Raw genomic sequence first — 17,841 nt, 5'->3', positions numbered from 1 at the left:
CTATCGCTGGCGGGCGCTGGCGCTCGTAAGAGCATAGAATTGAGAGTGAGGGTGCCGTCCGGCCCCCGCCTGCACCGCACCTTGGGATTGTTGTCGCCGGGGTGCGGTCCATTATCTGTTTCGGGAGACTGCTGCCGCCGTGAATGTGTTGATGTTCACCAACACCTATGCGCCGATCGTCGGTGGTGTCAGCGAGTCCGTGCAGCGCCTGAAGCACCAGTTGCAGCAGGCGGGGCATCGTGTCCTGGTGGTGGCGCCTCGGCTGGAGGGACAGCCGGAGCACGAGCCGGATGTGGTGCGTGTCGTCGCGGTGCAGCACTTCAACGGCAGCGACTTCTCGCTGCCGGTGCCAATACCCGGACAACTGTTCGACGCCATCGAGGCTTTCGAGCCGGACATCGTGCATTCCCACCATCCCTTCCTGCTGGGCGACACCGCAGCGCGCGCGGCGGAAACCTACGGCCTGCCACTGGTGTTCACCCACCACACGCTGTACGAGCACTACACACACTACGTGCCGGGGGATTCCTCGCGGATGCAGCGCTTTGCGGTGGCGCTGGCGACCCAGTACACCTGGCTGTGCGATGAGGTGATTGCTCCCAGCGAGAGCGTCAAGCAGCTGCTGGTCCAGCGCGCCGGCAACCCGGACATGACGGTGGTGCCCAGCGGAGTGGACACTTCACTCTTTGCGACGGGCAAGCGTGATCGCTGGCGGGACCACTTCGCGATCCCCGCTGATGCCCGGGTGATCGGCCATCTTGGTCGGCTGGCCAAGGAGAAGAATCTGGCATTTCTGGCGGGCGCGGTGTGCCAGGCGCTGGTCGAGGATGCCGAGGCCTGGTGGCTGGTGGTAGGAGACGGTGATGCCCGAGAAGCGGTGGAAGCCGCCGCCGATCGTCATGGGGTGAGCGAGCGTGTCTGTTTTACCGGCTGCCTGCACGGGCAGGCGCTGATCGACGCCTACCACGCCATGGACGTCTTTGCCTTTGCATCACACAGCGAGACCCAGGGCATGGTGGTGGCCGAAGCAATGGCAGCGGGGCTGCCGGTGGTGGCCCTCGATGCCCCTGGCGTTCGCGAAGTCGTGCGAAATGGCGAGAATGGACGGCTGCTGGCGCATGAGGATGAGCAGGCCTTCGCCCTGGCCCTGGCCGAATGTACCGACGCACGATACTGGCCGGCCCTGCACGAGACCGCCCTGAGCACGGCCCAGGCCTACGACGAGGCTCGCTGCGCCGAGCGCTGCCTGCGGGTCTACCGCCTGGCGATCGCCCGCGGCGGCCCCTTCACCCACGCCGATGACGGCGGCTGGGAGCGTGTACGCAGCCGACTGGGCGCGGAGTGGCAGATGCTACGCTACCGAGGGAGGGTGCTACGCCACCTGGTCCAGGAGGAGTGGCGTGAAGAGTGGCGTGAGGAGCGGCCATCCTGGTGGCCCGGCCAACATGAAGACGAACCCGAACTGCCGTCGAGGTGACGCCGCTTGCTGATTCAAGACACCTAGGTTTAAACGCACAAAATTTTCCGAATAGTGCGTTCATTCATTTTATGCTCATGTGACTCGGCTTCACCAGGAGAGCACGATAGAATCTCCAAAGGCTTCGTTTCTTCGGTTGGATAGAGCGAACAGCGCTCGGTGAGGGTATGACGTTGGAACAGACACGGCAGGACAGCAAGCGATCATCGTCGGCGCAGCGTGATGACGACGCCGTGTCCCTGCGCGCGGATCTGACCATCGAGTTACCGATACGCTTCGTGCATGAGCTGTCCGCGGCCGAATCGCTCCAGGACGTGCTGGATACGGTGGCACGCTGGTCAAGTACGGTGTTTGGCGCCAACCGCGCTTCCATCACTCTGGCGCAGTCCGAGACCGAGCTGACCCTGATCGCCATGGAAGGTAACAACGCCATCCCGATGGATCAGCCTGTGCCGATCTACGGCACCATGGTCGGACGTGTCTATCGCACTCGCCAGGCGGAGTACGCCGAGCGTTTTGACGGGAGTCCCGATCTCGACTGCCAGATGCTCAGTGCCAAGGGGCTAGGGTGCTGTCTCGATGTCCCGATGATCAGCGGCAGTCGCTGCGTGGGCACCATGAACATCGCCCACGAAAGCCCGAATGCCTTCACCGATGAAGATCGTGAGCGCCTGCAGGCCATGGCCCACTGGGTCGCCGCCAGCATACGCATCCATCATCAGATCGAAGAGATGGAAGTGCTGTCCGAGACCGACCCCCTGACCGGGGTGTGCAATCGTCGCGCCTTTGCTACCCGTTTTGCCACCCTGGCCAAGCGCTGGCAGCGCGGCAAGGGAGCGCTGGGTGTCGCGCTGGTCGATCTCGATCACTTCAAGTCGATCAACGATACCTACGGCCATGAATCCGGGGACAGGGTGCTGGTCGCCGTGGCCAAGGCGCTCGACGCAAGCTTTCGCAAGTCGGACCTTATCGCCCGCATGGGGGGAGAGGAGTTCTGCGTGGTCATGGCGGACGTCGACAAGCCTGCCTTGATGTCCGCCCTCGAGCGTTTCAACCTTGCCCTGTCCGAGCTGGAGATACCCGTCGCCGATAGCGTGATACGCGTCACCGCCAGTATCGGTGCGTTGCTGATCGACAGTGACAGCGCTGACCTCGACAGCCTGGTCAATCAGGCCGATCAGGCGATGTACAAGGCCAAGACCAATGGTCGAAACCGAGTCGAGTTCGTGCACGTGACGCAGTAGGTCAGCCGTGGCGGTGCTACTTGCTTTCCACTTGTCTGGATGATCCCCGATCGGCCTTTCTCCCGTCGGCCCAGCGCTTGAGTCCGACCAGCAGGCCGACACCCAGCGCCAGGCCACCCAGCGCATAGAAGATCTCGCTGCGACTGTCGGCGGTGATCAACTCGCCCAACTGGCTGCCGAGCAGGGTGACCCCGGCCAGGCCCGGGGCGATGCCCAGGGTGGAACCGATCAGGTAGTCGCGAAAGCGCAGATGGAAGGCTCCGGCCATCATGTTGGTCAGGGTGAAGGGGGCCAGCGGCAGCAGGTTGACCAGCGTCATGGTGCGGATGCCGCGTCCCGACAGGTAGCGTGACAGGCCGTTCAAGCGCTTTCCCCCGTAGCGCAACAGCGCATCGCGGCCAAGCTTGCGACCGACCCACCAGGTCAGGCAGGAGGCCGACAGGGTACCGATCAGGGCGTAGCCGAAGCCCCACCAGGGGCCAAATACCAGCCCGGTCGCTGCCACCAGCAGACTCAGCGGAAACATCACAAGCGATAGCCCTGCATAGACAGCAGCCACCACGACGATGGCCCAGGGGCTGTCGCGCCACGCCGTGCCACCCTGGGAAAGCTTCATCAGGGTGTCGACGGTAAGCAGGTCATGCATGGCCAGCCACTGCCAGGTCAGTCCCAGCGCTGCCAGCACGGTGATGGCCAGGGTCGGCAGTAGCCAGCGCCTCGTCATCGGGGGGATTCCTGAGTGGCGGGTGAGGGTGCGGGATGGTCGTTATCGGCAGTCAGCGCCCATGTGAGGGGCTGCTGCTGAAAGTAGCGACAGAGCAGATCGTAGAGTCCCGGGTAGGCCTCCATCAGACGGTCGGGGGCGCTGAAGAAGGTCTCGCAGCAGACGGCAAAGCACTCGCCGGGATGGCTCGCGGCGTAGTCATCGATGGGCGTGGGGTCGCCTGCTTCGAGGCGCTTTTGCAGATCCTGCCAGACCGCCGTGAACTCGCGATGCCACTCCCTGGAGGCGATGGTGACCGGCAGTGGTGGAAATCCGTCGACGTCCTGAGAATTGCCCATGTCGAGCTTGTGGGCGAATTCATGGATGACCACGTTGAAGCCATCCAGGCCACCGCTCTCGACCAGATCGGGAAAGGCGATCACCACCGGCCCCTGGTAGAAGGTCTCGCCGGCGCGCTCGTCCTCGTAGACGTGCATCACCCCGGCCTCGTCCATCTCTTCGACCTGGCGACGAAAGGCGTCGGGCAACACCAGTACTTCGTGCACGTTGGCAAAGGCTTCCTGGTGCTCGTGCTCGCTCCAGCCCAGCGTCAGCAGACAGGCCTGGGCCGCCAGGGCCAGGCGTTCCTCGCTATCCAGTGCCGCAGGGTCCAGGTCCGGGTGAAGGCTCAGACGCTTGTCGTGAAGAAACCGCCAGGCACGCTGGCCCAGGCGCTGGGCCGAAGCCTCGGGCACGCGGGCCAGCAAGGGCAGGCGCGCTCGGGCGCCTGCCCAGGTGGCGGCGGGGAAGGGGTGGCGGGCATCGAAGCGGGCCGCCCGCCAGCGCTTGAGTCGTGACAGCACGACTAGCTGTCGTCCTGGTCCCTGGCGCCGGACTTCCACGACCAGTCGCGCAGGCGCAGGTCGAACAGGTCCTTACGGCGGTCCTTGAGGTTGGTCACCGAGCCCTCGGCGCGCACCACGGTCAACCGCGACAGATCCAGGTCGGAGAACATGATCATCTCGGTGTTGGGGGTGGTCTCTGCCATCACTGCGTCGTGGGGGAAGGCGAAGTCGGAAGGCGAGAACACCGATGACTGGGCGTACTGGATGTCCAGGTTCTCGATGGACGGCACATTGCCGACGCTACCGCACAGCACCACGTAGCATTCGTTCTCGATGGCTCGGGCCTGGGCGCAGTGACGAACCCGCAGATAGCCGTTCTTGGTGTCGGTCCAGAAGGGCACGAACAGCAGGTCCATGTCCTGATCGGCGAGCAGTCGGCCCAGCTCCGGGAACTCCACGTCGTAGCAGATCAGGATGCCGATGCGTCCGGCATCCGTCTGGAATACGCACAGATCCTCGCCGCCCTCGATCACCCAGTCGCGGCGCTCCTGGGGGGTGATATGCAGCTTGGCCTGGCGCTCGATGGAGCCGTCGCGGTGGCACAGGTAGGCCACGTTGTAGAGGCGTCCGTCGTCACCTTCCTCGATCATCGATCCGGCGATGATGTTGATGTTATAGGCCACCGCCATGCGCGACATTTCGGTCTTGAAGCGCTCGGTGAAGCCGGCCAGAAAGCGGATGGCCGCCATCTGGTCCTGCTGGGCGGCGCGGTCCTGAAGGCCCATCAGCGGTGCATTGAACAGCTCCGGGAAGACCGCAAAGTCGCTCTGGTAGTCGGACAAGGCATCGACGAAGTACTCGACCTGCTGCAGCACCGCCTCCACCGAGGCGAACTCGCGCATCTGCCACTGCACGGCGCCGACTCGAACCTGGGTCGGACGACTTTCCAGCATGCGTTCGGCCGGCTCGAACAGGATGTTGTTCCACTCGAGCAGGGTCGCGTAGCCCTGGGACTTCTCGTCTTCCGGCAGATACTTGCGCAGCAGGCGCTTGACCTGGAAGTCGTTGGACAACTGGAACGACAGGATCGGGTCATGCAGCTCCTTGCGCGAGACCTTGTCGATGTACTCGCTCGCCGACATGCTGTCGGCCACCCGGTGATACTCGGGGATGCGTCCGCCGGCCAGGATGGCCTTGAGGTTGAGCTGGCGACAGACCTCCTTGCGCGCCTCGTAGAGGCGACGGCCAAGGCGATAGCCGCGGTAGTCGGGGTCGATCAGCACGTCGATGCCGTACATGGCATCGCCGTCCTTGGCGTTCTGGATCGTCTCGCGCTTGCCGATCAGGTCGTCGTACTTGTGCGGGTTGGAGAACTCCTCGTAGTCGACCAGGGCGGTAAGCGCCACGCCGATGACCCGGCCGTCGTCCTCGATGACGATCTGGCCGTCAGGAAACTCCGCCACCAGCCTGTCGATGGTGATCCTGGGCCAGGCTCCGCCGATGTCGTGGTAGACCTTGTCCATCAGCCCCTTGAGCTGAGGGTAGTCGTCACAGGTGAGGTTACGGAGATTGAGCTGAAGATCATCGAGGGACATGAAGCGTTCCTCCGGAAATGGACCGCATAGTCTAACATGCCGCCCAGGGCAAGGCGGAACGAGGTGTGCAGCATAGCGCAAAAGCATAAGCGTTATGCATCTAAAGCTCGGGGGGCAGTAGTGCACATCAAGGGAAGCATGAAGCGCTGGAGAGAGCGCTGGAAAGAACGCGTCCAACAAACAGCGGGCCTTGCCACGACAAAGGCCCCGCCGTAGCGGAGCCTTGGGATGCTGCGTGCAAGCTCTGCAGCGCAGGTGTCCTGCAATCTGGAGGCTTAGACGTCGTTTTCCGGCTCGTTGGCCGAATCGACACCGCTGTCTTCCACCAGGTCGCCCTCGTCCAGCGCCGACTGGCTGTCGCTGGCGGAAGCGTCGTCGCTGGGCGCGTGGTTGGAGTCGACACCGCCATCCTTGACGATCTCGCCTCCGGGAATGGCGCCATCTTCGCCCTCGGCCTTCGCTGAATCGTTGGAGGAGTCGACGCCGCTATCTTCAGGCATGACTTGCTCCTGCTTCATCTCTTCGTCTCCCTCGGCGTGGTGATCGGCCAGGGCGGCGCTGGAGAACAGGCCGATCAAGCCGGCCAGGGCGAGGCGCTTCAGCAGTGTGGTCTGGTAGGTGTTCATCGTAGTACCTCCGGGTTGTAGCTGTTGATGATGCTCTGATGACGGCCCAACGGCATTCCCGTCGTCGACCTTTCATTGTCCGTCGCTTCATGCGGGGACTGAAGGGTGGGGGGCGGGATGTGGGGCGGGTCGTGAGCAGGCCTGCTCGCGACATATTGCGTCACCTTCCTGGTGACGCCATCGAGTGGGTGGCCTGAGCCCTTCCGTGGGCCCTGTGTTCTTCCCTGTCGGTGTCGGGCACTGAGCCTGTCCGCTGGCTCTGTTGGGCTTCCTGCCCAGCGGTTCCGTCCTGGAACCTCTTGCGACCATCCTGGCCGCTATCACGCGGCGATGACTGCCACGCGGCTGTTCGGGTCAAGGCCTGGGCCCTTCCGTGGGCCCCGAGATCGTCCATGGGGATATCGGGCGCGAGCCTGTCCATCGCTCAGTCGTGGGCGTCCTGCCCTGCGGTTCCTTCCTGGAACCACCGGCAGCCATCCTGGCCGCCATGCCGTGGCGAGTCCCTGCCACTATGACCATCCGTGGCCTGGCGATTATTCGGTGTCGTTGGCGGAGTCGACGCCGCTATCCTCTGCCAGCTCACCCTTCGGCTGGGTCTCGGACATGCTGTCGTCGGCTTGCTCGGCGCTGTTGGAAGAGTCGACGCCACCGTCTTCGACGAGGGGCTTGTCGGCATTCATGGCGCTGTCATCGGCCATGCTGGAAGAGTCTTGCTGTTCGGTCACATTGTTTGAGGTATCGACGCCGCTTTCCTGGGCTTCGTTTTCCTCATGGTGAGCGGCCATGGCCATGCTGGAGAACAGTGCCATTGTGCTCATGAGTGCTGCGGCCTTGACGATGTGTTTCATGCGGAACCTCTCGTCGCTGGATTTGCAGAGGCCGTTGGCGTCCTGTGCTCAACGGTTGTACTAAACCTATACAACGCATGGTGGTTTTGCAAATACGGACGTTATTCTTGTCTAACTATGGTTAGCCGTTTCAGCGACATCTTGACGTCCTCGGCCCTTGTGACGGGGCCGCGGGACGAAAGTCAGCGGGCCTCGCCGTGACGGCGGATCGGCTGCCGGAAGGTCTGGGCCGTCAGTACGCCGGCAAGCACCAGAGCGCCGCCGCTGAGGTGGTACCAGCCAAGCCGTTCGCCGAGCCAGAGCATGGCGATCAGGGCGCTGAACAGCGGCATCAGGTTGATGAAGATGCTGGCGCGGCTGGCGCCGATGTGGCGAATCGCGAACATCCACAGATAGGTGGTGATGATAGAGGCGGGGATGCCGGCGTACAGGATCAGGCCGGCGTTGCTTGTGTCGATCGGTGTCATTGGGCCCAGCAGGTAGGCCGGCAGCAACAGCAGGACGGCGAACACCGCTTGAACGTAGAGCATGACCCAGGGCGATATGGCAAGCGGCCAACGCTTGAGCATGACCCCGTAAAGGGCGTAGCAGGTCGCGGCCACCACCATCAGCGCATCGCCAGGGGCCACTTCCAGGTTGGCCAGGACGGCGATGTCACCTCTGCCGAGTAGCCACAGCACGCCCGCGAGAGCCATCACGCCGCCCAGGCAGCCGCCCCAGCTAGGTGGCTCACGCAGCACCAGGGCGCTGAGCAGAATCGTCAACAGCGGCACCATGGCCGCCAGAATGCCCATGTTGGTGGCGCTGGTAGAGGCCGCCGCGACGTAGGCCAATCCTTGCCACAGGGCCATGCCCAGCAGTCCCAGAAGCGCAAGCTTGGGCCAATGCGCGGCGATGGCGTGTCGCTCGCGCCAGCTCTGGCGCCAGACGAAGGGCGTCAACACGGCCACCGCCAGTAACCAGCGCAGGAAGGCGATGCTGCTGGGGGCGATGGTGCCGACGGTCAGCTGGTTGATGGTCATGTTGCCGGACCAGATCAAGACGGCGCCCAGGGGGGCCAGAAAGGGCAGGAGGGGCATCGGGACGGGTCCATGTCATCGAGAAGGTCTGGCGGAAAAGGCACCGCCGCCAGTCAAGGCGGCGGTCGATAACGCAATACCAGTTGTACAGCAGGCTTGTACAGGATTCGAGTGACGTATCACTGTGTCCTGCCCAGGCGTTTAGCCGATAGCGGCGGCACCGGCCTTGGCGACCTGGATGTCCTGGTCCGGCTTGACGCCGGAGATGCCCACGGCACCGGCCACCTGGCCGTCGATGATCACCGGTACGCCACCGGACATCAGGCCCTCCATGGGCGCCGACAGGAAGGCGTTGCGGCCGCCGTTGATCATGTCTTCGAAGACCTGGGTCTCCTTGCGACCGATAGCGGCGGAGCGGGCCTTGGCCATCGCGACGTCGGCACTGAACGGTGCAGCGCCGTCGAGGCGGCGCAGGCCCAGCGGGTAGCCGCCATCATCGCTGACGACGATGGTCACGGCGAAGCCATTGGCCTCGGCTTCCTTCTGGGCAGCGTCGAGGATGGCGTTGACCTGGGACTGGTCGAGGTAAGGCTTGGTCGGCATGGGGAGTCCTTGTGATTGAGGGTTGTGGTTAATATGGAAAATATTTTCGTTTTTAGTCTAGGCGCTCTGGGCCTGTCTGACCAGAGCCTCGTCGACGATCTCGATCCAGTGGCTCTCGCGCTAGCCCAGCGCTTCATAGACGATCTCGATCCAGTGGCGCACCGGGGTGCGGTTAGTCGCAGCGAGATGGGTCTGGCACCCAATGTTCGCGGTGACAACCACCTCCGGCTTGCCTTCCTCCAGCGCGTCCATCTTGTTGTCACGCAACTGGCGTGACAGTTCGGGCTGGGTGATCGAGTAGGTGCCGGCGGAGCCACAGCAAAGGTGACCATCTCGCACCGGCGTCAGGGTGAAGCCCATCCTGGTCAGTACCGTTTCCACCGCGCCGTTGAGCTTCTGGGCGTGCTGCAGGGTGCAGGGGCAATGGAAGGCCAGGCGCTGGTCGGCGCGTACGTCGAGGGTTGTCAGGTCTTCCTGCCCCAGCACCTCGACCAGGTCCTTGGCGGCCTCGCTGACCCGGCGTGCCTTCTCGGCATAGTCGGGGTCGTCGGCCAGCACTTCGACATACTCCTTGACGAAGGCGCCGCAGCCGCTGGCGGTCTGGATGATGGCCTCGCAACCGGCGTCCAGGTGAGGCAGCCAGGCGTCGATGTTGCGTCTGGCTCGCTCGCGTCCGGCTTCCTGGGCGTTCAGGTGAAAGTCGATGGCGCCGCAGCAGCCGACCTCGGGGGCAGGCGTCAGGCCGATCCCCAGGCGGTCCAGCACGCGGGCAGTGGCGGCATTGGTGTTGGGCGACAGGCCGGGCTGCACGCAGCCTTCGAGAATCAGCATCTGGCGCGGATGACGCTTGCCGTCGGGGCGCTTGCCAGCGTCGACCGGGGCCGGGGGCATCTTGCTCTTGAGCGCCCCGGGGACCAGCGGCTTGAAGGTCTGGCCCAGCGCCAGCAGGGCCTTGAACCGGCCGGGCTCGACCAGTGCCTTGCGCAGGCCGAAGCGAAGCGCCTTGTCGGAGGTGCTGCGCGGCACACGCCGCTCGATCTCGGCGCGGCCGATATCCAGAAGCTTGTGGTACTCGACGCCTGAGGGGCAGGTCGTCTCGCAGTTGCGACAGGTGAGGCAGCGGTCGAGGTGAAGACGGGTTTCCTCGGTGATCTGGTCGTCGTCTTCAGGGCTTTCGAGCATCTCCTTCATCAGGTAGATGCGGCCTCGCGGACCGTCGCGCTCATCGCCAAGCAACTGGTACGTCGGGCAGGTGGCATTGCAGAAGCCGCAGTGGACGCAGCTTCTCAGGACTCTGTCGGCCTCGCGAATGTGCGGCTTCTCGAGGTCTTTTTCGCTGAAATGGGTCTGCATGTTGTTATCCGCTAGTCATGGTCGAGGCCCGGACCTTCGCCGGGGCCAAACGGGGGATCAGGTCGTCTGTCGATGGCTGTCCGATCATGCCGCCTTCGCCGGGCGGCTGTGATCGTTCAGCGCCCGGTCTACCAGTCCGGATACAGTCGGCGCGGATTGAAGATGCCGTCGGGATCGAGCTTGCGTTTCACCCGCTGGTGGTACTTGGCGACCACCGGCTGCAGTGGCGTGAAGGGCTCGGCGGTGCCCGGTGTGAAGCAGGTGGCGTGGCCACCTGCCTGGGCGACGGCGTCGCGCAGCGACTCGGCGTCGACCTGCCCCTTGAGCCAGCGCTGATTGCCGGCCCAGTCGAGCAGCAGTTGATGTGGCTCGACGCCGGCGATGTCCAGGCTCGGGGTGTTGGTCGGCAGGCTGATCCGCCACAGCGGCGTGCTGGCGTCGCTGAAGAAGGGCAGCGACAGGTCTCTGAGCCCGCGCCAGAAGTCGGCCTCGAGGGCGTCCCCGCCGATCGCCTCGCGGGTGGCGGCCACCGAGCTTGCACCGCCTTCGAGACGCAGATGCAGGGCGCCACTGTGCCAGGCCGCTGCGCTCAAGGGGAGCGGCTTGCGTCCCCATTCGGCCAGACGACTCAGAGCCTCTGACTGGGACATTTCCAGACGCAGGCTGGCGCTGGCGGTGGGTAGCGGCAGCACCTTGAGGGTGACTTCGGTGATCAGTCCCAGGGTGCCCTGGGCGCCGACCATCAAGCGTGACAGGTCGTAACCTGCCACGTTCTTCATGACTTCGCCGCCGAAGCGCTGTTCACGCCCCTGGTGATCGAGTACCCGCAGGCCCAGCACGAAGTCTCGCACTGAGCCGGCCCAGGGGCGGCGGGGGCCGGACAGTCCGGCGGCGATGGTGCCGCCGACGGTGGCCTCGGCACCAAAGTGCGGGGGTTCGAAGGGCAGCATCTGGCCCTGGTCGGCCAGCGCCTCCTCGAGTTCGGAGAGAAGGGTGCCGGCACGCACCGAGACAATCAGCTCGACCGGATCGTAGCTGGTGATACCGCGGTGTTCGCGGGTGGATACCGGCGTACCTTCCACCGGGCGGCCATAGAAGGCCTTGGTGTTGCCGCCGACGATGCGAAGCGGACGTTCGGCGCTTGCCGACTGGATCGCTGCGGACAGAGCCGCCAGGCCGTCGAAGGCGGAAGGGGAAACGTCATTGTTGGACATGGTGGTACCTGAATTCCGACAAAGAGGGACAAACGTCGACAAGGCGCGACACACGGAGCACGGCAGCGCTGCAAGGGCGTCACGGTCGACGGCAGGAGACGAGGCTTGCCGCCTTCCTGTCTGAACCGTGCCCCTTTCCTGCGGCGCCTGGAAGCGTGGCGGCTCCGGCTAGAACCTTGGCAGTTCCGGGTGCGGCAGCTCGTTGTTGTGCACCATGCATGGCACTGAACCTTGATCGCGCGCAGCGCGCCAGCGTCGCGACGCTCTCGTGGCTGTCATGGCTAGAACCTCGGCAGTTCCGGGTGCGGCAGTTCGTTGTTGTGCACGTGCATCGCACTGAACCTTGATCGCGCGCAGCGCGCCAGCGTCGGGACGCTCTCGTGGCTGTCATGGCTAGAACCTTGGCAGTTCCGGGTGCGGCAGCTCGTTGTTGTGCACGTGCATCGCGCCGAACTCGGCGCACCGGGCCAACGTCGGGATGTTCTTGCCTGGGTTGAGCAGTCCCTCCGGGTCGAAGGCGGCCTTGACCGCGTGGAAGGCGGTGATCTCCAGGCTGTCGAACTGGGCACACATCTGGTTGATCTTCTCGCGGCCGACGCCGTGTTCACCGGTGATCGAACCGCCGGCTTCCACGCATAGCTCGAGAATCTTGCCGCCCAGTGCCTCGGCGGTTTCGAGTTCCCCTTCGCGGTTGGCATCGAACAGGATCAAGGGGTGCATGTTGCCGTCGCCGGCGTGGAAGACGTTGGCCACCTTGAGCCCGTACTGCTCTGACAGATCGCTGATGCCCTTGAGCACCCTCGGCAGCTCGCGGCGAGGAATGGTGCCGTCCATGCAGTAGTAGTCCGGCGACATGCGGCCGACCGCAGGGAAGGCGTTCTTGCGACCGGCCCAGAACTTGGCGCGTTCGGCCTCGTCGCGGGCGAGCTGAACGTCGCTGGCGCCAGCCTTGGCCAGCACCTCACGCACGGTTTCGATATCGTCGTCCACGTCGGCCTCGACGCCGTCGAGCTCGCACAGCAGGATCGCCTCGGCGTCCACCGGGTAGCCGGCTCGGATGAAGTCTTCGGCGGCGCGGATGGCCAGGTTGTCCATCATCTCGAGGCCACCGGGGATGATACCGGCGGCGATGATGTCGCCGACCGCGGCGCCGGCCTTTTCCACGTCATCGAAACTGGCCATCAGCACCTTGGCGGTCTCGGGCTTGGGCAGCAGCTTGACGGTGATCTCGGTGACCACGCCGAGCATGCCCTCGGAGCCCATCATCAGCGCCAGCAGGTCGAAACCGGGGCTGTCGAGCGCCTCGGAACCGATGGTCATGCGCTCGCCCTCGATGGTCATCACCTCGAGCCTCAGCACGTTGTGTACGGTGAGGCCGTACTTGAGGCAGTGCACGCCGCCGGCGTTCTCGGCCACGTTGCCGCCGATCGAGCAGGCGATCTGGGAGGAGGGGTCCGGCGCATAGTAGAGCCCGTAGGGCGACGCCGCCTCGGAAATGGCCAGGTTGCGCACCCCGGGCTGGACCCGGGCGATGCGGGCGTCGGCGTCGATGTCGAGAATCCGATTGAAGCGCGACATGACCAGCAGCACGCCTTGTTCCAGCGGCAGGGCCCCACCGGAAAGTCCGGTGCCAGCGCCGCGGGTGACCACCGGCACGCCGAGTTCACGACACTGCTTGAGCAGCGCCTCGACCTGGTCCAGGCGCTCTGGCAGGGCCACGAGCATGGGCAGTACGCGGTAGGCCGACAGGCCGTCGCATTCGAAGGGGCGCAGGTCTTCCTCGCGGTGCAGCAGGGTGAGGTCGGGGACCACGCGGGTGAGTTCGGCGAGCACCTCGTTCTTGTCGCGGCGTGGCAAGGCGCCGTCCAGGCGTTCGTCATAGAGGATGTTCATGACGCTTCCTCGGTTGAGCTAGCACGGTCGTGCGGCAAATGATGGTTATTGTCTGCACTACAATCTGCGTTGTCTTGACCTCGGTGTCCAGATTTTGGTTTGCTGGTCTGACCAGTTATTGGCAGATGTGCTCGGTTCAGGGCATCAATACGGACGACGAACCGCGCACGCTGCGGGAGGTAGGACATGTGGGACAACGAAGAACGACTGGCACCGAGCAGCACCTCCCAGGCCATCGCCTCGAAGCTGGAGACGCTGATCCTTGACGGTGTCTTTCGCCCGGGCCAGCTGTTGCCCTCGGAACGGCGGCTGTGCGAGCGGCTGGGGGTGGGGCGTTCGTCGCTGCGCGAGGCGCTTGGCAGCCTGCGAAGCAAAGGGGTGATCGTGACTCGCCAGGGGCGTGGCTCCGAGGTGGCGCCGCTGGTGGAGGCGCCCCATGCCACGCCCTTGATGCACCTGTTCCGCGAGCACCCACGCACCCTGTACGACCTGCTCGAGGTGCGTGCGCTGCTGGAAGGGGAGTCGGCGAGCCTGGCCGCGAGCCGCGGCACCGCCTCGGACAGGGTGCTGATCACCCGACGCTATCGCGAGATGGCGGACTACGTGGAAAAGGCGGACCCCCTCGAGGTGGAGCGTCTGGCGCGACTCGACCACGCCTTTCACCTGGCCATCTGCCAGGCGTCGCATAACCCGGTGCTGGCGCATACGCTGCAGAGCCTCACCGATCTGCTGCTGAGCTCGGTGTTCGCCTCGGTCAAGCACCTCTATCATCGCCCTGACGCCAGGGACATGATCAACCGCCAGCACGCCCGCCTGCACCGCGCGGTGGTAGAGGGCAAGCCACAACTGGCGCGGCGGGTGGCGCTGGAGCACCTGTCCACCATCGGTGACATGCTGCGCGAGATCGAGGCCGAGGATCAGCGTCTGGAGCGCTCGGCCATGCGCCTGGAAGAGTGGTAAGTGCCGGGACGACGGCAGAGACTTCTGCGCGCCGTCCCGGGACCTGCTATTCCTCGTCGATGATGCCGCTGACGGCGGCTACCTCGAGCTTGTGGCCGAGGTGCGCGCGCAGGATGTCGCCCAGGCGCTTGCCATCGCGGGCCTCGATCGCCTCCAGCATGGCCTCGTGATCGTCGACGGCCTTGGCCCAGTTGGCCGAGCCCATCTCGACGCTGTAGCGAATGCGCTTCACCCGTTGGCTCAGGTTGTTGTACATCTCGATCAGCACGTCGTTGTTCGACGCGGCCAGGATGCACTCGTGGATCTGCTGGTTGACCTCGAAGTAGGGGGCCAGCTCCTGACGCTGGTAGTGGCCCAGCATCAGCTGATGCAGACGACGGATCTCCTCGACGTCGGTATCTGTCAGGTGCTGACAGGCCAGCTCACCGGACAGGCCTTCCAGGGCGCCCATGACGTCGTAGGTATTCTTGACCCCACGCCTGGTCAATCGCACCACGCGGGAACCTCGGTTGGGCAGGTTCTCGACCAGCCCTTCCGAGGTCAGCACCTTGAGGGCTTCTCTGAGCGGGGTGCGTGACACTCCAAAGGTTTCACACAGGGCCTTTTCGGCGATCTTCTCGCCGGGCAGCAGGCTGCCTTGCTCGATCAGGTCGCGGATCCTGTCGGCCACTTCCAGGTACAGGCTACGCGGCTGAATCTTTTCCATAGCGGATTTCCCGGGCTCATCATCGTTTGACGGTCGAACGCTTGACGGTTCGACTTTTCCGTATTATGAATTCATTATTCAAATTATGCGAGTGTTGGCGAGCGTATTTGGCCAGGCACTCGGGTAACCCTGTGAGGCAGCGGAGGGTGGGGCCGAATGGCATCGATCGGATTCCGGCCGTTGTCTTGCTGCCTGCCTTTTCTGTCTTCTCTCATATCTTGCGCTGGAGTTGCTATGGCCGGAAACGTATTTCTTGCACAGGTACAATTGTCGCGTCAGTCGGCGCGGCAATTGCTCGACGCCGCCTTCGCCTTTGCCCGCAAGGGCGAACTGCCTCCTCTGACCGCGGTGGTGCTGGACGCCGGCGGCAATCCGGTGGCGGCCGAGCGTGAAGACGGCTGCAGCCCGCTGCGCTGGCCGGTGGCCAACGGCAAGGCCTACGCCGCGCTGGGTATCGGGGTATCCAGTGGTACCACCGGCGAGCGTAACCGCGAGCGTCCCGCCTTCCTGGCGGCGGTGGCCGAGGCCTCCGGGGGCCGCTTCGTGCCGGTGGCGGGGGGGGTGCTGATCCTGGATGACGACCAGCGCATTCTGGGCGCGGTCGGTATCAGTGGCGCCTCTTCGGCCGACGATCAGGCCGCCGCCATCGCTGGCATCGAGGCGGCAGGCTGGCAAGCCGGGCTGGAGCCCGATATGGCCCCCGATCCCTGATCCCGGGCTGGCAACTGTCTGGCGACAGGGACGGGTGCCAGACCCGACAGCAAGTGACAGAGCGAGCCTTCGAGCTCGCTTTTTTTGTGTATGTCTCCAGGGATGCAACAAGGGAACGAGTGGCTTGGATAGCTCGTTGTTTCGATATAAACCATTGAAATTTAAGCAACAAATGTTCTCTAAGGCGAGTTTGCGAAAGACAAAAGTCTAATACCTAATTTTGAATTATGTATCCATATTGACCCTGACCCAGCGGGAAGCGACTCCTGTCCCCAGGCCCTGAACGCCCTGGAAACGGAAAGCTCAAGTGACGGAAACCGCGACTGACGGAACCGTTACGTGAAGAGCACGCCAGCTCCCGTTGAGGCTTCCTCCAGGGTGCCAGTCGGCGCCCACCGCCAGACCACGATGGACAACAACAATCGGAGTGAGGGTTATGAAACTGCTGAAGACCGTACTGGCCGCATCCGTACTGGCGCTTGGCGTCGGTGCCGCTCAGGCCGACGAGGTGCAGATCAAGTTCGGCCACGTCGGTGGCCCGGGATCGCTGTTCGAGAAGACCGCCAACGAGTTCGCCCGTCTGGCCAACGAGCGCCTGGAAGGCGAGGCCGAGGTGGTGACCTATGGCTCCAGCCAGCTGGGTTCCGACGAGCAGATGCTCAACAAGCTCAAGCTCGGCACCATCGATCTGTCGCTGCCGTCGTCGATCATGAGCAGCGTGGCGCCGGAATTCTCGCTGTTCGAGATGCCCTACCTGATCGAGGACCGGGAGCACCTCGCCCGAGTCCGCGACGAGGTACTGCGCGATGTCCTGTATCCGGTCGCCGAAGACAAGCGCTACCGCATCATCGGCATCTGGGAGAACGGCTTCCGCCAGATCACCAACAACGTCCGCCCGATCGTGGTCCCTGAGGATCTGGACGGCATCAAGCTGCGTACCCCCAACGGTGTGTGGCGGGTCGAGATGTTCAAGAGCTACGGCGCATCGCCGGCGCCCATGGCGCTGTCCGAGGCGTTCGTCGCGCTGCAGACCGGCGCCATGGACGGTCAGGAAAACCCGCTGGTACAGATCTATTCCCAGCGCTTCCAGGAGGTTCAGGACTACCTGTCGCTGTCCAATCACGTCTATTCCCCGGCCTATGTGCTGGCAGGTGCCAGTTGGACCCGCCTGCCCGAGCACGTCCGCGAGGTGCTGATCGAGACCGCCGAAGAGGTCGAGGCCTTCGCACTGGAGCAGGGCGCCTCGCTTGACGAAAGCCTGGTCAGCACCATGGAAGAGGAAGGCATGGAGGTGAACGAGGTCGACACCGACGCCTTCGTCGAGGGTTCCCGCGGGATCTACGAGAAGTTCGCCGCCGAGGTGGAAGGTGGTGAGGAACTGTTGTCGCGGGTGGAAGCACTGCGCGAATAACGCCTGTCCACTGCGGCCTCTCCACTTTCGGTGAGGCCGCATCCACCTTCGGAGGATGCTCTGTGCTTACCACCATTTCCGCGGCCTACCAGAAGATTCTGGAGGTCATCGTCTTTCTCAATGTGCTGGCGCTGACCCTGGTGGTGACCATCGGGTTCGCGTCACGCCTGTTGGGCTCTCCTTTCAGCTGGTACGACGAGGTCGCCTCGATCGGACTGGCCTGGCTGACCTACTATGGCGCCGCCCTGGCCGCCCTCAAGGGCGCCCATATCGCCTGTCCCAGCGTGATCAACATGGTTTCGCCGTCCATTCGCCTGCCCATCGCGCTGCTCGCCGAGGCGATCACCATCGGCTTCTTCGTGCTGCTCGGCGTCACTGGTTTTCAGGTGGTGCAGATTCTTGAAGGCTCCACCCTGGTGAGCCTGCCCAGCATCTCGGTGCAGTTCACCCAGTCGGTGATTCCGATCGGTGCCGCGATGTTCATTCTCGCCCAGCTGCTCAGGCTCCCCGAGGTCATCCGGGCGGCCAAGGGAGCCGGCTTCGTCGATCACGAGCTCGAAGAGGCCGGTGTGCTGGCCGACGACGTGCGTACCGACGATTCACCCACCGGTCCGCAGCGCGCCAGCTGACGAG

The 17,841-nt window shown here is 64.2% G+C and carries 17 protein-coding genes; 6 read left to right on the top strand and 11 right to left on the bottom strand.

All coding sequences use genetic code 11. From position 1 onward, the window contains the following. Nucleotides 1-139: 139 nt before the first annotated feature. Both NFG58_RS16485 and NFG58_RS16480 read left to right on the top strand, forming a co-directional pair. Nucleotides 140-1,477: a glycosyltransferase gene (locus tag NFG58_RS16485; protein ID WP_348826996.1), complete on the top strand. Its 1,338-nt coding sequence runs from the start codon at nt 140-142 to the stop codon at nt 1,475-1,477. Between the two features lie 167 nt (nt 1,478-1,644). Next, nucleotides 1,645-2,721, top strand: a complete 1,077-nt coding sequence (locus NFG58_RS16480; RefSeq protein WP_083970241.1) for a sensor domain-containing diguanylate cyclase — start codon at nt 1,645-1,647, stop codon at nt 2,719-2,721. Between the two features lie 16 nt (nt 2,722-2,737). Here the strand turns inward: NFG58_RS16480 and NFG58_RS16475 are convergent, their stop codons facing one another. The 10 genes from NFG58_RS16475 to glcD all read right to left on the bottom strand — a co-directional run bounded on the left by NFG58_RS16475 (nt 2,738) and on the right by glcD (nt 13,420). After that, on the bottom strand, nt 2,738-3,445 hold the full coding sequence (locus tag NFG58_RS16475) for a TVP38/TMEM64 family protein (protein WP_108132413.1): 708 nt from the start codon (nt 3,443-3,445) through the stop codon (nt 2,738-2,740). After that, on the bottom strand, nt 3,442-4,287 hold the full coding sequence (locus NFG58_RS16470) for a M90 family metallopeptidase (protein ID WP_083970243.1): 846 nt from the start codon (nt 4,285-4,287) through the stop codon (nt 3,442-3,444). The genes NFG58_RS16475 and NFG58_RS16470 overlap by 4 nt, the downstream gene beginning before the upstream one ends. A gap of 2 nt (nt 4,288-4,289) precedes the next feature. Continuing rightward, a complete protein-coding gene (locus NFG58_RS16465; protein ID WP_045991713.1) occupies nt 4,290-5,864 on the bottom strand; it encodes a bifunctional GNAT family N-acetyltransferase/carbon-nitrogen hydrolase family protein in 1,575 nt (524 codons plus the stop codon). 275 nt (nt 5,865-6,139) lie between these two features. Next, the gene (locus NFG58_RS16460) at nt 6,140-6,490 is read right to left on the bottom strand and encodes a hypothetical protein (RefSeq protein ID WP_108132416.1); all 351 of its coding nucleotides are present in this window, start codon (nt 6,488-6,490) and stop codon (nt 6,140-6,142) included. A gap of 533 nt (nt 6,491-7,023) precedes the next feature. Then, the gene (locus NFG58_RS16455) at nt 7,024-7,338 is read right to left on the bottom strand and encodes a hypothetical protein (protein ID WP_045991716.1); all 315 of its coding nucleotides are present in this window, start codon (nt 7,336-7,338) and stop codon (nt 7,024-7,026) included. Nucleotides 7,339-7,520: 182 nt separating this feature from the next. Next, nucleotides 7,521-8,417 (bottom strand): DMT family transporter, encoded by an 897-nt coding sequence (locus tag NFG58_RS16450; protein ID WP_348814756.1) that lies wholly within the window; start codon nt 8,415-8,417, stop codon nt 7,521-7,523. A gap of 141 nt (nt 8,418-8,558) precedes the next feature. Continuing rightward, on the bottom strand, nt 8,559-8,960 hold the full coding sequence (locus NFG58_RS16445; protein ID WP_045991718.1) for a heme-binding protein: 402 nt from the start codon (nt 8,958-8,960) through the stop codon (nt 8,559-8,561). A 120-nt stretch (nt 8,961-9,080) separates the two neighbouring features. Then, on the bottom strand, nt 9,081-10,313 hold the full coding sequence (gene glcF / locus NFG58_RS16440) for a glycolate oxidase subunit GlcF (RefSeq protein ID WP_348826995.1): 1,233 nt from the start codon (nt 10,311-10,313) through the stop codon (nt 9,081-9,083). Between the two features lie 128 nt (nt 10,314-10,441). Continuing rightward, a complete protein-coding gene (gene glcE, locus NFG58_RS16435) occupies nt 10,442-11,527 on the bottom strand; it encodes a glycolate oxidase subunit GlcE (RefSeq protein ID WP_348826994.1) in 1,086 nt (361 codons plus the stop codon). A 393-nt stretch (nt 11,528-11,920) separates the two neighbouring features. After that, on the bottom strand, nt 11,921-13,420 hold the full coding sequence (gene glcD / locus NFG58_RS16430; RefSeq protein ID WP_108448248.1) for a glycolate oxidase subunit GlcD: 1,500 nt from the start codon (nt 13,418-13,420) through the stop codon (nt 11,921-11,923). A gap of 186 nt (nt 13,421-13,606) precedes the next feature. Between glcD and glcC the strand changes: the two genes are divergently transcribed. Then, complete coding sequence (gene glcC / locus NFG58_RS16425) at nt 13,607-14,380, top strand: transcriptional regulator GlcC (RefSeq protein ID WP_108132421.1); 774 nt, start codon at nt 13,607-13,609, stop codon at nt 14,378-14,380. A 46-nt stretch (nt 14,381-14,426) separates the two neighbouring features. Here glcC and NFG58_RS16420 read toward each other — a convergent pair whose 3' ends face one another. Beyond that, nucleotides 14,427-15,086: a GntR family transcriptional regulator gene (locus tag NFG58_RS16420; protein WP_045991723.1), complete on the bottom strand. Its 660-nt coding sequence runs from the start codon at nt 15,084-15,086 to the stop codon at nt 14,427-14,429. Nucleotides 15,087-15,320: 234 nt separating this feature from the next. Here NFG58_RS16420 and NFG58_RS16415 point away from each other — a divergent pair, with 234 nt between their 5' ends. From NFG58_RS16415 to NFG58_RS16405, 3 genes are all read left to right on the top strand, one after another. Then, nucleotides 15,321-15,797, top strand: coding sequence for a heme-binding protein (locus NFG58_RS16415; RefSeq protein WP_348826993.1), 477 nt, complete (start codon nt 15,321-15,323; stop codon nt 15,795-15,797). Nucleotides 15,798-16,233: 436 nt separating this feature from the next. Then, the gene (locus tag NFG58_RS16410) at nt 16,234-17,208 is read left to right on the top strand and encodes a TRAP transporter substrate-binding protein (protein WP_045991725.1); all 975 of its coding nucleotides are present in this window, start codon (nt 16,234-16,236) and stop codon (nt 17,206-17,208) included. 62 nt (nt 17,209-17,270) lie between these two features. Beyond that, nucleotides 17,271-17,837, top strand: coding sequence for a TRAP transporter small permease subunit (locus NFG58_RS16405; protein ID WP_071211091.1), 567 nt, complete (start codon nt 17,271-17,273; stop codon nt 17,835-17,837). Nucleotides 17,838-17,841 lie beyond the last annotated feature (4 nt).

It is taken from the genome of Halomonas sp. RT37 (assembly GCF_040070525.1).
Classification (GTDB): Bacteria; Pseudomonadota; Gammaproteobacteria; order Pseudomonadales; family Halomonadaceae; genus Halomonas; species Halomonas litopenaei.
Note: the sequence above shows the minus strand (reverse complement) of the source record. Positions and strands in the feature narration are given on the sequence as shown.